Origin of the sequence: Pseudanabaena sp. lw0831 (assembly GCF_016584665.1) — a bacterium.
GTDB lineage: Bacteria > Cyanobacteriota > Cyanobacteriia > Pseudanabaenales > Pseudanabaenaceae > Pseudanabaena.
In genome coordinates, this window is the sequence record NZ_BBJB01000086.1 from 10,001 (window position 1) to 25,975 (window position 15,975).

16 protein-coding genes and 1 tRNA gene (1 of these 17 running past the window's edge) are annotated in these 15,975 nt (G+C 42.9%); 10 read left to right on the forward strand and 7 right to left on the reverse strand.

Translation table 11 applies throughout. From position 1 onward, the window contains the following. On the forward strand, positions 1–188 hold the end of the coding sequence (locus APA_RS18710; protein ID WP_201323765.1) for a pentapeptide repeat-containing protein. 196 nt of this gene lie to the left of the window's left edge; the window shows 188 of its 384 coding nt (coding positions 197–384); its start codon lies off the left edge, out of view; the stop codon is at positions 186–188. A gap of 177 nt (positions 189–365) precedes the next feature. Here the strand turns inward: APA_RS18710 and APA_RS18715 are convergent, their stop codons facing one another. Further along, complete coding sequence (locus APA_RS18715; protein ID WP_201323766.1) at positions 366–938, reverse strand: PleD family two-component system response regulator; 573 nt, start codon at positions 936–938, stop codon at positions 366–368. Between the two features lie 579 nt (positions 939–1,517). On the opposite strand from APA_RS18715, the gene ftsE reads away from it, so the two are divergent. From ftsE to APA_RS18740, 5 genes are all read left to right on the forward strand, one after another. After that, positions 1,518–2,300, forward strand: coding sequence for a cell division ATP-binding protein FtsE (gene ftsE / locus APA_RS18720; protein WP_236579845.1), 783 nt, complete (start codon positions 1,518–1,520; stop codon positions 2,298–2,300). A 71-nt stretch (positions 2,301–2,371) separates the two neighbouring features. Further along, positions 2,372–3,289 (forward strand): ABC transporter permease, encoded by a 918-nt coding sequence (locus APA_RS18725; RefSeq protein WP_201323767.1) that lies wholly within the window; start codon positions 2,372–2,374, stop codon positions 3,287–3,289. Between the two features lie 70 nt (positions 3,290–3,359). After that, positions 3,360–3,433: transfer RNA gene (locus APA_RS18730), tRNA-Arg, on the forward strand. A 64-nt stretch (positions 3,434–3,497) separates the two neighbouring features. Next, positions 3,498–3,926: a hypothetical protein gene (locus tag APA_RS18735; RefSeq protein WP_201323768.1), complete on the forward strand. Its 429-nt coding sequence runs from the start codon at positions 3,498–3,500 to the stop codon at positions 3,924–3,926. Positions 3,927–4,071: 145 nt separating this feature from the next. Then, a complete protein-coding gene (locus APA_RS18740) occupies positions 4,072–4,617 on the forward strand; it encodes a sterol desaturase (RefSeq protein ID WP_201323769.1) in 546 nt (181 codons plus the stop codon). A gap of 75 nt (positions 4,618–4,692) precedes the next feature. Here the strand turns inward: APA_RS18740 and fetB are convergent, their stop codons facing one another. The 3 genes from fetB to cobA all read right to left on the reverse strand — a co-directional run bounded on the left by fetB (position 4,693) and on the right by cobA (position 8,453). Further along, the gene (gene fetB, locus APA_RS18745; protein ID WP_201323770.1) at positions 4,693–5,472 is read right to left on the reverse strand and encodes an iron export ABC transporter permease subunit FetB; all 780 of its coding nucleotides are present in this window, start codon (positions 5,470–5,472) and stop codon (positions 4,693–4,695) included. A gap of 80 nt (positions 5,473–5,552) precedes the next feature. Then, complete coding sequence (locus tag APA_RS25270; RefSeq protein ID WP_236579847.1) at positions 5,553–6,632, reverse strand: peptidoglycan-binding protein; 1,080 nt, start codon at positions 6,630–6,632, stop codon at positions 5,553–5,555. A gap of 261 nt (positions 6,633–6,893) precedes the next feature. Then, complete coding sequence (cobA, locus tag APA_RS18765) at positions 6,894–8,453, reverse strand: uroporphyrinogen-III C-methyltransferase (RefSeq protein ID WP_201323771.1); 1,560 nt, start codon at positions 8,451–8,453, stop codon at positions 6,894–6,896. A 130-nt stretch (positions 8,454–8,583) separates the two neighbouring features. On the opposite strand from cobA, the gene APA_RS18770 reads away from it, so the two are divergent. Continuing rightward, complete coding sequence (locus APA_RS18770) at positions 8,584–8,919, forward strand: DUF4160 domain-containing protein (protein ID WP_268962084.1); 336 nt, start codon at positions 8,584–8,586, stop codon at positions 8,917–8,919. Continuing rightward, positions 8,843–9,298, forward strand: coding sequence for a DUF2442 domain-containing protein (locus APA_RS18775; protein WP_201323772.1), 456 nt, complete (start codon positions 8,843–8,845; stop codon positions 9,296–9,298). The genes APA_RS18770 and APA_RS18775 overlap by 77 nt, the downstream gene beginning before the upstream one ends. On the opposite strand, the gene mutL is transcribed toward APA_RS18775, so the two are convergent. Then, positions 9,285–10,943 (reverse strand): DNA mismatch repair endonuclease MutL, encoded by a 1,659-nt coding sequence (mutL, locus tag APA_RS18780; RefSeq protein WP_201323773.1) that lies wholly within the window; start codon positions 10,941–10,943, stop codon positions 9,285–9,287. The two genes, APA_RS18775 and mutL, sit on opposite strands and share 14 nt — an antisense overlap. 3 nt (positions 10,944–10,946) lie before the next feature. Beyond that, positions 10,947–12,044, reverse strand: coding sequence for a helix-turn-helix domain-containing protein (locus APA_RS18785; RefSeq protein ID WP_201323779.1), 1,098 nt, complete (start codon positions 12,042–12,044; stop codon positions 10,947–10,949). 386 nt (positions 12,045–12,430) lie between these two features. Here APA_RS18785 and APA_RS18790 point away from each other — a divergent pair, with 386 nt between their 5' ends. Together APA_RS18790 and APA_RS18795 are read left to right on the forward strand one after the other, a co-directional pair. Continuing rightward, a complete protein-coding gene (locus APA_RS18790) occupies positions 12,431–15,226 on the forward strand; it encodes a cation-translocating P-type ATPase (protein WP_201323774.1) in 2,796 nt (931 codons plus the stop codon). Positions 15,227–15,323: 97 nt separating this feature from the next. Next, positions 15,324–15,662: a P-II family nitrogen regulator gene (locus APA_RS18795; RefSeq protein ID WP_094531885.1), complete on the forward strand. Its 339-nt coding sequence runs from the start codon at positions 15,324–15,326 to the stop codon at positions 15,660–15,662. A gap of 65 nt (positions 15,663–15,727) precedes the next feature. On the opposite strand, the gene APA_RS18800 is transcribed toward APA_RS18795, so the two are convergent. After that, on the reverse strand, positions 15,728–15,922 hold the full coding sequence (locus APA_RS18800) for a hypothetical protein (protein ID WP_201323775.1): 195 nt from the start codon (positions 15,920–15,922) through the stop codon (positions 15,728–15,730). Between the last annotated feature and the right edge of the window lie 53 nt (positions 15,923–15,975).

Below are 15,975 nucleotides of genomic sequence, written 5' to 3' on the forward strand. Positions count from 1 at the left end.
GCTGGGCAGATCTGAGCAGTGCTAATCTCGAAAAAGTAGATTTGCGAGGTGCAATTTTGACGAGAGCCGATTTAAGCCACGCTAACCTAAAAGGCGCAAACCTGTTGAAAGCAGATCTTAGTTTAGCCAAATTAGAGCATACAAAATTGATTGGAACAATCATGCCCGATGGTTCTATGCATCAATGATTCTGTTCTAAGTAGCTAGGCATAATTAAAACCGAGAGTCAAAACCTGTGGCGCACGCTGCGCGTGCGCCACAGGTTTTGGGGTTTTATATTTTGCACCTAGCTACTTAATTGATGAAACTTATCAAACAACAGAGGGGGGATATGATGTGTCGCTCTATTGTTTGTGATGTGCTTCTCACTTTATTTTTTTCTTGATAAAGTCCACTAGCTGCTGGAATTGCTTTTGCTGTGAAGCCATTTGTTGTTCTAGTAACTTCTGCTTAGCTTCTAGTTCTTCAACGCGTTTAACTAGGGCTTCATCTGTATGCTCTGTAGAAGCTCTACTTACTATTGGGGCTATAGGCATAAGTGATGGTCGTGGGCGCTTTTCTGCGAGGACCATCGCTCTTTTGATTGCCGTGATCAGTTCTTTTTGCTCAAATGGCTTTTCAATAAATACAAAGTACTTATCTTCAAATGGTTCTCCAATTTTACTAGTTACTTCTTCCTTACGTCCAGACATTAAAACTAGAGGAATACGGATTAGTTCTTGACTCTGCTGCAAAGCTTCATAAACCTCAAAGCCACTCATCTTAGGTAATAAGAAATCTAGCATGATCATCCAAGGCTTTTCTTGCTGGATCATCTCCAGTCCTTTGATGCCATCGGCTGCCTCTAGAACCTCAAAGTTTGCTGGCGGGAGCATGTCACGCACCATATTACGGATTACGCGACTATCGTCAATTACTAGTATTTTGCGAGCTGCCACTGCTGATAACCCCTCAGTTATTTTGGTGAATAGAGATTTAGCTTGATTCGCTAGTTTTTTGGGAGATTACATCACTACCATTGACAGGATAGTTCAAATTCTAAACGACAATGATAGCAAGCATTTTTTAGTTTGATTAGCCGATTTATTTGAGCTTTTATAAATTAGAAGCTTAGTTAGTAAATAAAAGCTTACTAGTTTTTGTCAGATTTAGCTCTTAAATCCGCAACAATTTAGCATATAGCTACACCAAAATTAGAGAAAATCTCCTCTAATTTGATAGTAATTTTCATTGTAAAAATCAGTTTTGACGAAAGTCAGCCAAAATTAAGCTAACCGATGACTTTCATCAAAACTAATTCTTGGGCTTTTCACATCAGAATTGATTTTATGGTAGTCACTTATATTTAGGACAAATCAAAATCCAAGGAGTGTGAGGCGGCGCTTCGCTCCACCTTACACTCCTTGGACTAACGTAATTGGGAACAGCTAGAATTTGAGGTTGGCAACAATAGCTGATGTTGATCGCTTGACTTGGTCTGTATAATCTCAAGTACAAAGAACGGGCATGGCTTAACTATGCTCAGATTTTTTAGAATATTCATGCGATCGCCCATGCTAAAACTGTCAACAAAACCAAACCCAACATCAATCGAAGCAAGCACATCCCAAACTTTTGACGAAAATACCACTAAGGGTCAAAAGTCGGTCATCGTTAAATTAGAAAATGTTCGCAAGACCTATACTAATGGCGCTGTGGGGTTACGCGATGTGAACATTGAGGTTTATAAAGGTGACTTTAAATTTATTACAGGTCATTCGGGATCGGGGAAATCCACATTATTGAAGTTACTGTATGGTGCGGAACAAGCCACGGATGGCGATGTAATTGTGAATGGGTTTAACCTCAATGGATTAAAGGGTAATAATCTGGCGATGTTGCGCCGCAAAATTGGCATTGTATTTCAAGATTACAAACTTGTTCCGCGTCGCACTGTTTCCGAGAATATTGCTTTTGTCTTAATGGCTCAGGGCTATACATACAAAGAAATCCAGCGTCGTGTTCAGCCTGCTCTGAAGATGGTTGGCTTAATGCATAAGGCGGATTGCTTTCCTGAAGAACTTTCTGGAGGAGAGCAACAACGGACAAGTATTGCGAGGGCGATCGTTAATACGCCGCCGCTTGTACTTGCCGATGAGCCAACTGGCAATCTTGATCCTGACAATGCTTGGCAAGTAATTAAAATTTTGAAAAAGCTGAATTCGTTTGGGGTGACAGTGCTTTTGACTACTCACGATGAGCAGTTAGTTAGAGCGGCTAACCATCCTGTTTTACATTTGCAAAATGGTTACATCGTCTAGTAGTCTGTGAATCACAATTTGAGTTTTAGTTTGCTGTTTGGGCGTTGCCCAAACAGCAAACCTTGAAAGTTATGGTACAAAACGTCGTTCGCTTCTTCACTAAAATTGACTATCTGCTACGGGAGACTTTTTTAGGACTTCGGCGTGGCGGCTGGATGAATTGGGCTGCTATTAGTACTGTGGCGGTGTTGTTGTTTTTGTTTGGGGCAAGTCTACAAATTTCTTGGCAACTGGAAAATGTATTGGGGCAGCTAGGCAGTCAATTAGAAATTTCGGTCTACTTGGACGAAAATGTCGTCGGTGAGTCGATGCAACCGCGCTTACTATTGGTGGACGGTGTAGCTGCTGCAAAGTTAATTCCTAAAGAAGATGCTTGGCAAAATTTGATGAAGGATCTGGGTAAAAACGATCTTACCCAAGCAACGCAGCAGCTTGGGGGCAATCCTTTGGTTGATGAGTTTAAGGTGAGGGCTGTGTCTAGTGATCGCGTGCCTGATGTTGCCAAACGTATTTCTGGCTTAAAGGGTATTAATGAGGTTTGGTATACCAATGAAGTTGTGGAGCGAATTGGACAATTACGCCGTGCTTTAAGTAATAGCAGTGTGGCGATCGTGGCAATTTTTACTGTGATTGCGATCGCGGTCATTACTACGACAATTCGTCTGATTGTGTTGGCACGACGACGCGAAATCGAAGTAATGCAATTGGTGGGTGCAACAGCGATATGGATTTATTTTCCGTTTGTCTTGCAAGGTGTGTTTTTTGGTGTTACGGGTGCTGTTACTGCTTATTTGATGCTGATGCTAAGTACTAATCTTTTAGGTGATGCGATCGTCAATCAACCAGAATTAATCAAGTCGTTAACTTTAGGTTTGACTACTGATTTACGAGTACAGCTTCTGTTGCCTGCGGTTTTAGTATGTTTTGGCTCAGTGATTGGTGTATTGGGTAGTTTATTAGCTGTAAGGCGATTTTCTTTTAATACATAAATCCCAGATTAGAAGCAGCGCTTTGCGTCGCCTCTACTTTGAGATAAGCTATGGTATGATTGCATCGTGTGGGTATGTAGCTCAGTTGGATAGAGCATCAGATTCCGGTTCTGAGGGTCGGGGGTTCGAACCCCTCCATACTCGTAATTACAGCGTTGCTGAGATAACAAAGTAAAGCTTGCCTAGTAAAAAACTAAATTTTTAATCTATGGAACGTGGATTATTGTGGTTGCCGCTGCTGCTAGTTTTTTTCTGGCTGGCTTGGTCTGGCTGGAATGAGTACCAAAAAATTGAGTCATATAAACGTTGGGCGGAGCAGTTTGAACGACATAAATATGATATTTATGCTGTGTTAGGTCAAAAAGACGATCGCCTCACATGGGGAAAGCCGACGCGCAAAGCTCCGCTTGATATTCAAACAGTTACATTTCAAGATATTGCTAGGATCAGATTTCGGATTGACAGCAATTTTTTTGATGAAAAAGATGCTGAATTTCCCTTGAAAGCCCAGAAGATTTCTTTGGAATTAGTCCTAAAAACTGGCGAGATGCCCAGCATTAGATTTACTGATATTGATATTGCGGCAGCTTGGTATCGTTTCTTAAGCGATCGCTTAGCGGCTGCATCACAATCTTAAGTTTTGTTAAGTCGATTTAAAAATTAATTTAACGATTTATGGTCGATCCAAGTACATTTATTTAGCCCATATCGATTCTTAACCTCGGTATAAACGTAGCTTTAACTTCATCTCTTAGGCTTGAATTAAGTTGTGAGGGTTTACTTTGGAAGTTATTTTAGAAGTTACTTTAGAGTTTATTAGGGCAATTACAGCAACAGTGCTGTTGCTTCTGCTAGGCGACTTCTTTTCAACGTTTTTGTATCATGTTCCTGAACATGTGTTTGGCAAGTTTCACTCCATCGTGCATCATGGCAAAAACCGCAGCTTTCTTCACTATGCAGTTTTGACCAGAAATCCTCTCGTCATGCTAGATGGCATTTTAGGAGCAGTTCCTTACTTCATATTCACGCCTTGGCTGTGGCAATTATCGGCTGTTGGTACAATTATTGGTTTGTTGTTAGGTGAGTTTCATGTTGTGTGGCGACATGTTTCAATCCTTGAGTGGAAAACGCCAGAACCTTTTAAATCTTGGTGCGATTTATTGTTTATCACTACGCCCGAAAGGCATTGGTTACATCATCAAAATGCTTTTGCTGCTTACGGTGACATTTTCTCATTTTATGATTATCCTGCTCAAAGATGGCTAACTTTCTTGCGTTTTGTCCGTCGTAAATTTAAGCATTTAAATCAATCAACTATTAGTGTTTAATTACCTAAGAACAAAGTAGAGGACCTGTGCACTGTCCCCTTTACTTTGTTTGAAATGAAAATTACGAGTTTGTTTTTATGGCAATTTCAATTGTTGGGCTGGTGTAAAAAATTGGCGGCTAACAAGATTAGTTAATATTAAAGCTGTGATTAGATTAGCGGTGGTAATCGCAAATAAAATTACTAATTGATAGCGTACTGCTAATAATGGTGAAACACCGCCTAAAATTTGTCCTGTCATCATCCCTGGTAAGGAAACCACTCCAGCCACCATCATCACGTTAATCGTGGGGATCATTGAGGCTCTAATCGCATCGGATTGGTAATTCGCGATCGCCTGCTGTGGTGTTGCGCCTAAACATAAATGTGTTTCTATTTCTCGCGATCGCTTGACTAAATCTTGGGTAAACCTCTCGGCGGCGATCGCTGCACCATTCATCGAGTTGCCTAAGATCATTCCTGCTAGGGGAATTAAATATTGTGGTGAATACCAAGTATCAGGCTGGACAACTAAAAATGTGGTGTAAGCGAGAATTGCCAACGTGCCAACGATGACCGATACCCACATGATTGGCAAAACGTAAGGTACTTTTTCCCGCACCCGATTTTTGGCTTCACGGGCTGCCATTAGGCTCATCAAGAAAATGATGAATAAAATTACGACTGGTTGCTTAATTTCAAATACCGCATCCAGTAGAAATCCCACTACGATTAATTGAATAATGCTGCGAAAGGTGGCGATTAATAAATTCTTGGCGATCGCTAATTTTTGCCAAGCCGATAAACTAATAGCGATCGCTACCATTCCAGTTGCGATCGCCATTTTGGGGATATCTAGATCAATAACAGCATTCATAAATTAATCATAATAAAAGCGCTTGGCGTTTTTATTATCCATAGAAATGAGGAGTCATGCTTAGTATGACTCCTCATTTTCTAAGATTGCAATGAGGCTAGAGTTGCTGAATTCAGGACTCCATCAACAGGTAATCCATACAATGCCTGAGCTTTTTTAATGGCGGCGGTAGTCTTTGAGCCTTGAATGCCATCGATCGCCCCATCGTACAAGCCTAGATTGCTTAAAAGGGTTTGCCCTTTTTTAATGGAGTTATCGGCAACATTGCTCGTGCTTTCTTGACTAGCAGCCTCTTTATAACTAATTGGCACAACATTGCTACCAGATTCTAGAGCCGCAATGGTTAGAGAACCTGCAACACCATCCGCAACTAAGCCGTAGGTTTTTTGAGCGAGAATAATTGCTTCTTGGGTCATTGGTCCACTGATCCCATCGATCGCACCGCCATAAAAGCCGCGATCGCCTAGCAATTGCTGCAAATTTTTGATTGAGTCTGATTTAGTAATAGCGACATTGGTCTTTGGGACATAATTACTACCAGCCTCTAGCGCAGCAATAGTTAGAGAGCCTGCAACACCATCCGCAACTAAGCCGTAGGTTTTTTGAGCCAGAATAATTGCCTCTTGGGTCATTGGTCCTGAGATCCCATCGATCGCACCGCCATAAAAGCCGCGATCGCTTAGCAACTGTTGCAAATTTTTGATTGAGTCTGATTTGTTGTCACTATTTGCAACAGGTGTGACTTTGACGGGTGTATCTTCGACAGAAACATTAGCTTCGTAAGTATCTGCTTCCAAAGCTGCCATGGTTTGCGATCCGATCGCGCCATCAGCATTTAATTTGTAAAACGTTTGTGCGGCAATAATTGCTTCTGTAGTAGCCGCACCCTTAACACCATCGATCGCTCCTGGGTTAAAGCCCCGTCTGGCTAATAGTTGTTGAATGCTTGCTACTTCGGGTGTGTAAGCAAAAGCCACAATTGGCATAGCATTGATGGCGATCGCACCCGCAGCTAGTCCAACACACAAGACTGACTTGGCATGACGTGAAGACTGGGCGATCGAGTCAAGCAATTGACAATCTAAATTCTGATCAATTGATTCGCCTTGTTGTAGGCGTTCACAAAGCACTTCACTGTGGAGATAAGCAACAAGTTCCATACAATTAAGCCTCAATAAAAATGCTATTAAGCTCACCAATTGGCTCTTTTACATTCGTAAAAAATCTGATTTCGAGGGTTTTCTGCAATCTATGCCTTGTGATTTGAGGTATAAATTACAGTTTTCAAAGAGCCTTATATATTTCTATTGTATGGAAAAAACAAGTAAATGTCAGGAATTGTTTGTTTTTGTAATTTGGGGACAAAGTCAACCCCAAAAATGGAGTTGCGGCGCTTCGCGCCGCAACTCCATTTTTGGGGTTTAAAAACTTTTGCCGATCGCCTCAGCAAGCCCATCTAAGGTGTATTCCAAAGCTTCGCAATCCACACGCCCTAATAACTCGTAGCAAGTCTTAGACGTTTGGGGGCCAATTGAAGCGATTTTTACCTCAGCAATCCACGATCGCCAAGTTTCTTGAGACTCGACGCGATCAAGTAATTTACAAAAATGCTTTACGGTTTTGGAGCTAGCAAAGGCGATCGCATCAAGTCTCTGATTTTGAATAGCTTCTAGCGCGACAGGATCGATCGCCTTAGGACATCCCGACTCATAAGCCGCGATTGCGTCAACTATTGCCCCATGATGCTGTAACTGCTCCACCAAAATCTCACGTCCGCCCGACTCCACGCGCGGAAATAACATTTTTTTGTCAGTTAAAGCATGATCGGGAATGGCAAGAAAGGCATCCACTAAAGCATCGGCAACAAAATCCGTCGGTACTAAATCTGGAGAAATCCCATAATTAGCTAAAACTTCTGCTGTCTTGCGCCCAACTACAGCAATTTTCAACGAATGCAAAGCACGGCTATCTTGCCCAGCCTCTCGCAAGCGCCCAAAAAAGCTCTCAACGGCATTTGCGGAGGTCAAAATTAGCCAATCGTATTGAGCAAGATCGGCGATCGCCTGATCCAGAATTTCCCAACTAGTTGGCGGCAAAATTGCCAAAGTTGGCATCTCGATTATCTTTGCGCCTTGACTGGTCAATAAGTCCGTAAATTGGCTTGCTTGACCTGCCGCTCTTGTCACTAAAATCGTTTTGCCTTGCAACGCTAATTTTTCCTTTTCGAGATCTACGCTTTGCTCAAAATTTTCCAACGATTGATTGCCTTGACGCGACAATTGCTCATGAAACTTTACGACTTCCCCAATAATAATCACCGATGGCGATAGCGAGCCTTCAGGTAATTTCGATTGAATATTGTTTAGAGTTCCTGTCCATACTTGTTGATCGGCTCTTCCACACCAACGCACGATCGCAATTTTTGTATCCCCAGACTTTCCCTGTTGCAGTTTTGCCAATAATCCCTCCAGATTATTCGTCCCCATCAAAATTACCAGCGTGGGAATTTGGGCGATCGCTTCCCAAGGCAATCGATCCAAATCATGCCCCGTCATCACCGCAAAACAAGAACTCGCCTCCACTTCCGTAAGCGGAATCCCTGCCAACATGGGAGCCGCGATCGCACTAGAAATTCCTGCAACGACTTCCCATTCACAATTAGCTGCTTGTAAAGCGAGTATCTCAGGTAGCGATCGACCAAATATCCAAGGATCACCACTCTTGAGCCTGACCACGCGCTTACCTTGCAAGCAATACTCCACCAACATTTGATTGATTTCGGCTTGCTTGATGCTTTCCTGTCCGCCACGTTTACCCGCAATCAGGCGATCGCATTTCTCTGGAGCGAGATCTAATAAAGTGCGATCGACCAGCGCATCACTAATAATTACCTCCGCATCACTAATCAAATCCCTAGCACGAACCGTCAAAAACTTCACGCTTCCAATCCCAGCACCAACTATAAAAACTTTGTTTTTCATATTTTAAAATTAGATGATTGTACTACTCGACAAAACCTAAACGTTAGGTTAGTATGGGTCTATAATTGAGAGAATTTAAGAAAATAGGATGAACTTACAAAGAAAAGTAAAAAAATGGGATTAATATATCGTGCTAATTCTGAAAGACGAAAGTCAGAATCTATACTTATACATCTACACTAACGACCATATTCCTGCCCATGTTCATGTGTTCAAGGGAAGAAAGAATGATACGAATAGACATAGTGTCAAAATAAACATTGGTAATGAAAATGAGCCGCCATCGATAGTAAAAGTCGATCCTGATATGCGAAATGAAGATATCAAAGTGGCTTGGAGGCTTGTTGCAGCAAATCAAGAAATTTTATTGAAAAAGTGGAACGAAATACATGGCGTTCAAAAATTGGAGTCTAATCAGCGAGGAGGAACTAGACGTTCAAATCGCAAAGGCAAAAGTGGCATCTAAAAAAGCAGACGCAACAGAACCCAGGGCTGCATCTGTCAGATTTGACCAAATCTCTGGCTTGATAGTAATTGCCCTTAGAAATGGAGCTTTCTTAAGCTTTCCACCTAACTTGGTTCAAGGACTGGGGGAAGCCACTCCCGAAGATCTTAGTGATGTGTGGCTTGACGGATCAGGTAGTAGTGTTCATTGGGAGAGATTAGATGTAGATTTTGACATTGTTGGACTAGTTGCAGGTATCTTTGGCACGAAATCTTGGATGTCAGAACTAGGACGAAAAGGTGGACAAGCTACTTCTCCTACTAAAGCAGAATCATCTCGTAATAATGGCAAAAAAGGCGGTCGTCCTAAAAAAGCACTTCAACAAATTACTTCGAGATGATCCAATTACGGCGGAAAAATCTTGCTAAATCTGACTCGTCGATCGCAAGACAAATAGGGCGACCATGCGGACAAGTATGAGGATTGCGGGTTTGTTGCCATTGCCAGAGCAGATCGCGAATTGTGGACATCTCTAACTTTGTGCCATTGCGAATTGCACTACGACAGGCAGCCGTTGCCCTTGCCATAGTGGGATCATCCTGCTGACTCATCTCTTGCAAAATCACAGCACAATCTTCATGCCCAATTAAAATTTCAGGCAGCGATCGCACAGCCCATAGGTTATTACCAAAAGCTTCTATTTCTAAACCTAGTGCTTGCAAACGCTCAATCTCGTCGGCAGAAAGTTGCTTCAATAAAATCGGTTGCTCAATAGCTACGATTTGCCACTGAGTTTCGATTTGCTCAAAGAGAACACGCTCATGGGCAACATGCTGCTCTACAAGCCATAAACCACCTGCGTGCTCCGCCAAAATGTAAGTGTCGAGAACCTGTGCGATCGCCTTCAACGATGAATTTGGCTGATTGAAGTTTTCATGCTTAGCAGGAATTAGATAAGAAGTTTTGCGCTCGGCAGTTTTTAGGAGATCATTAGTAGCGCTACCGTAATTAATTTGAGAACTTGATTCAGGAACTTTGAGAGCTTCTATAATGCAATCTTTTAACTGAGTTTGGATATCTCCTAGATTTTGAATATATGCCTCAGCCTTGGCAGGATGACGATTCCAGTCGATGCGATCGCATGATAGGTCTAAGCTCACAATGCAAACTGGAAAACGATTGCGAGGTAATGTTCGCTCTAGACTGGAGAGAATAGTTTGCTCTAATTCAGGGAAATTAATCATCCGCCCATTGAGAACGATTTTTACCCAATCAGGACGACGACGCGATAGGCGATCGGGTAGTCCAAGGGTGATTGAGATATTGCTCCCCTCTCCTGCGGGAGAGGGGCTGGGGGTGAGGGCAAACTCTTTATATACCAAATCATAAGGTTGAATCGAATTAATAATTTGCGGCAAAATTTCGCTAGCATTCTCTCCAGCCCAAATCGTAGTCCATTCTCGATTGTCGAGATTAACTTGCCAGTTAATTTGAGGATTTGCGATCGCTATTTGTTGAATCTGTAATTGCACCTTGCGAACTTGCTGTGAATTGCTGGGCAAAGATTGCAAGCGATTTGGATACCGAGAAAAGAGATTGCGAACTGTAACGACTGTTCCTGATGCGATCGCCACCACTTTCGGGCTAGTTTGCAAATTACCATGCTCGTCGTAATTAGCTTGATAGCCCACTGGCTCTATGACTGGACGACTGCAAATATTCAAATCTGCAAGCTGGGCAAGACTATAGAGCGCTTCACCGCGAAATCCTAAACTATTTATTTGTTGCAGATCTTCAGCATTATTGATTTTGCTGGTTGTATGCGGAGTTGCGGCTTGGGATAAATCAGCGATCGCCATGCCACAGCCATTGTCACTCACCTGCACCGAGAGAGAATCTGTCCATATCGAAATTACGATCCGCGTCGCTTGGGCATCGATCGCATTCTCAGCAAGTTCTCTTACTACCGCCGCCAGCGAATCAATCACTTCACCAGCGGCGATTAGATGCACAACTTCTATAGGTAGCCTGTGAATGTTTTGCATTGCTTATCCTAAGCGCTGCTTCAGCCAAAACTGCAAGGTGGGCAGCGCAATTCGATATCCATATTTTGCACTATAAACTAGTCCCTTTTGTTCCAAACTATCCAGCGCACCTTGTAAGCTCCCCCCTTTAGAAAGTTGGTGTCTTTGGATGTATTCACGACTGTGTGGACTAACAGTGGGATCGATCGCTAAGCTCTCTAATACCCGCACCTGAGTTGGTGGCAATAGCATGATTAAAGACTCAAAGGTAGGAGCAAGATCTTCAACTAGCGCCAACATGTTTTGATGGACATGATGCGGTTGAACCAGAAATTTGGATTGAGAATTTGTTTGGGTAAGATAGTCAAGCCAGATGCGTCTAGTTAAGGCGATCGCATCGCTAAGATTTCCTTGAATGTATTCTATAAATAGCTGTAATGCAGTAGTTTGCGGATCGAACTTCAAGCCTTTTTCCTGCATCGTTGGTTCCAGCCATTCGCAAAGCTCAGCATTGCTTAGAGGCGGAAGTTCGACCACATGCAGACTCAGCTTATGCATCCAAGGTTCGGGGACTGTGGCGATCAAGATATAACTCACCCGACTTTGCAGTTGAATTTCGCGGCGCAAATATTCTTCCCATTCACCTTTGCGATCCCATGAGCGAATATGAGGGAAGTTATGCAACACGATCGCCACCCGACAATCGAGCCATTCTGCCATCTGCTGCGGCAAGCTTAGCAATTTCTCAAATAAATTCCAGATTCCTGTGGAGGAGAGTTTCCAAAATATCCGAGGTTTAGATTGTTCCGTTAGCTCAAAGCTAATGGGTTGCTCCTTGAGTAAACTTTGCAATTTGATCAGTTCTTCGGAACTATCAAAGGTATTGAGCAAACTTTCGGCTAGTAGTTTTAAAAAGCGATCGCCATCGGTGGCTCGCAAACAATCCAAAGTAATCACTCTGGCTCCAGCTTTTTGGGCAGCCCATTTGACTAAAGTTCTGCGCCCACTTCCTGCTACCCCTGCGATCAGCAAATCACCATCATCTAACAAAATTTGACTAATCTGCTCTAATTCTGTTTGTCTGCCCAACAATCTCTGGGGCAAAAATGGATTGTTAATCATCATGCAATTGTATCGCAATTCGCTATCACTCCAATTCTCTCGATATGACTTATATCAGTGTTCGATCAAACCCGCCACAAGAAGGGTCGCAGGGTAAAGCCCCGCAATGGGTTTTATATTCTTATTTGTGGCGGGGTTGAAAGCAAATTGCTGTATATCAATCCCCGAAAGTGTGACTACACTTTCGGGGATTGAAAATGAAACTGAGCAAGGGTTTTAAATTCTCAAAATAGCAACGCCATTTTTGAGAATTGGTATTAATTATGTGGTTTTAGCGATGATAGCGCTGCAAACTACATAATGGGGCTTGCTGGCTTCAAGATTCTTTAAAGCAACAATTACTATTTTTTAGTACTATAGTCATAACCGTTTACCTAAAAATATCGATGGCAATTGAGACAAAAGATCTTACTCCTGCCCCTCCCGTAGCTCGCTGGCATACCTTAAGTGCTGATGAATCTCTAGAATTGCTGCAAAGTGATCCTAATCAAGGTATCACTAGCCGAGAAGTGACGGATAGATTGGAGCGCTATGGAGCCAATGAACTAATTGAAAAAGCTGGGCGATCTTCGCTGAAAATCTTTGTCGATCAGTTCACAAATATCATGCTGATCATGCTGATGGCAGTTGCTGTGGTCTCAGCCTTTCTGGCAATAAATAAACCAGTGCCAGAATTTCCTAAAGATGCAGTTGCTATCTTTTCAATTGTCCTACTAAATGGCATTCTCGGCTATATGCAAGAAACCAATGCCGAAAAAGCTCTCGCAGCTTTGAAGCGCATGTCTTCACCAAAAGTGCGGGTAATTCGCAATGGTGAAGTAATCGAAATCAGTGGCAAAGAACTTGTACCTGGCGACATCATGCTCTTAGAAGCAGGGGTGCAAATCGCCGCTGATGGCAGATTACTAGATGAACAAAATTTACAAGTGCGAGAATCGGCGCTTACAGGGGAAGCCGAAGCCGTTAATAAAGAAGCGAAATTAATTCTGGAAGAAGATGCTAGTTTAGGCGATCGCCTAAATTGTGTCTATCAGGGTACTGAGGTGGTACAGGGACGAGCCAAGGTACTAGTTACTAAGACAGGAATGCAGACTGAATTAGGGAAAATCGCTGCTCTAATTCAAAATGTTGAGACTGAAGATACTCCCCTGCAACAACGGATGACGCAGCTAGGCAATGTGTTGGTAAGCGGTTCCTTAGCATTGGTGGGTCTAGTTGTTCTAGTGGGAATGCTCAATAAAGGTAACTTTGGCGAACTCCTCGAAACCTCCCTAAGTATGGCGGTTGCCGTTGTTCCTGAAGGACTTCCTGCGGTAGTTACGGTCACCCTCGCGTTGGGAACCCAACGCATGGTTAGAAGAAACGCTTTAATTCGTCGTTTACCAGCCGTTGAGACCCTTGGTTCTGTAACTACGATTTGCTCTGACAAAACAGGTACGCTCACTCAGAACAAAATGGTGGTGCAGGGGATTCGCACAGGACTCCATTCTTTGCAAGTTACGGGCGATGGATATGCGCCGATTGGTGAATTTAATATATTAGGAAATTCACCTGAAGATTCTAATTTTGCAGTGAATAACATTCCTGAAGTTCAGCAATTGTTGATGGCTTGTGTATTTTGCAACGATGCGATCTTGCAGCAAAAAAATGGTGAATGGATCATCATCGGCGATCCTACCGAAGGTGCTTTGCTCGTTCTGGCAAGCAAGGGCGGCTGTGAAGCAGCGGAATGGCAACATCGAATGCCGCGTGTGTTTGAGGTTCCTTTCTCCTCTGAACGTAAACGCATGAGTGTGCTAGTCCAAGGTGAGCAGGGCGGAAATGTGCTCTTTTGTAAAGGTTCACCTGAATTAACTTTAGAATGCTGTACCCATATTCAAATTGGCGATCAAATCCATGAAATCGCTGATTTCCAACGCCAACATGTTCTTGCTCAAAATAACGAACTCGCTAGTCGTGGTTTGCGAGTATTAGGTTTTGCCTATCGCACATTTTCGTATTTACCCGAAGACGGTATTACCGAGAGAGATGAAAGCAATTTAGTTTGGGTTGGCTTAGTGGGAATGCTTGATGCGCCACGCCCAGAAGTTCGTGAAGCTGTGAAGCGTTGTCGTGAAGCAGGTATCCGCCCTGTGATGATTACAGGCGATCACCAACTCACCGCCAAGGCGATCGCAGAAGACTTAGGCATTGCTGAATCAGGAGATCGAGTGCTCACAGGCAAAGAGCTGGAACTCATGAGTCCTAAAGATCTAGATCAAGAAGTAACTCAGGTTAGTGTTTATGCTCGCGTCTCCCCTGAACATAAACTGCGGATTGTCCAATCTTTACAAAGACAGCATCAATTTGTAGCAATGACAGGTGATGGTGTGAATGATGCGCCCGCACTCAAGCAAGCCGATATCGGGATCGCCATGGGGATCACTGGTACTGATGTATCCAAAGAAGCTAGTGACATGATCTTGTTGGATGATAACTTTGCCACGATTGTCGCTGCTACTGAGGAAGGTCGCGTAGTTTATACAAATATTCGCCGCTTTATTAAATACATTCTCGGTAGTAACATCGGGGAAGTCATCACGATTGCAGCGGCTCCGATGCTGGGCTTAACTGTGCCTTTGATTCCTCTCCAGATTTTATGGATGAATCTTGTCACCGATGGCTTGCCTGCGCTTGCTCTTGCCGTTGAGCCTGCTGAACCCAATGTTATGCAAAGACCTCCTGTTGATCCCCGTGAAAATATTTTTGCTAGAGGAATGGGAGCATACATGGTCAGAATCGGGATTATCTTGGCGATTATCACGATCGCTCTCATGGTTTGGGCAAATGGTTATACCAACACGCACTTTGATGACATCTATAACAAAGAACGTTGGGCAACGATGGTATTTACCACCCTTTGTTTAGCGCAAATGGGGCATGCGATCGCCATTCGTTCTAACACCCAGCTGACGATCGAACTCGATCCGCGAACTAATCTCTATGTCTGGGGATCAGTGATTATGACTACGGTTTTACAACTGGTGCTGATTTATGTAGAGCCATTCCGTCGCTTTTTTGGCACACATATACTCAGACCAGAGGAGTTAGCTGTTTGCTTTGGTTTTAGTGCATTGATGTTTGTTTGGATAGAATTAGAGAAATTGGTAATTCGTTGGTGGCTGTGGCAACGTCAATCCTAACGCCAATCTGAATGACAATTCTAAAAAGTATGCTAGGCTACAAATTTGAGTAGCTATTCAAGTGTATTAAAGTTCAAGAATCAGTGGAGGAGTTAATTTGAAAAAGGTTGAAGCAATCATTCGTCCATTTAAGCTTGACGAAGTCAAAATTGCTCTGGTAAATGCTGGCGTAGTCGGTATGACGGTATCAGAAGTACGTGGCTTTGGTCGTCAAAAAGGGCAAACAGAGCGCTATCGCGGCTCTGAGTACACGGTTGAGTTTTTACAAAAGCTCAAAATCGAGATTGTCATCGAAGATGATCAAGTTGATATGGTGGTAGATAAGGTTATTACTGCCGCCCGAACTGGTGAAATTGGCGATGGTAAGATTTTCGTATCTCCTGTAGAGCGAATTATCCGTATCCGTACTGGTGAAAAAGATTTAGAAGCTGTCTAAGTTTTCTCAACACCACGAACCCTATTAAAAGAGTCTGCACGAAGTGCAGACTCTTTTAATAGTTTTTAGGCTGCTATCAAAATCGCTTCTAATATTTGGGCGATGATTGCGCCTAAAATTGCGACTGTTAAATATTTTCCAATCATCGGATTTTTCCCAAGTGAATCATCTTTTTTGCAAACTGTGAGAAATAATGACCAAGCTTGTGTGGCATTAATCGTTTGAAACCGATTAAAACTAGATGTGAATATTAAACGCATAGATTTTACTTAGGGCTTCCTGAAAAAGTACAAAAGCTCGCTACATAAGGACT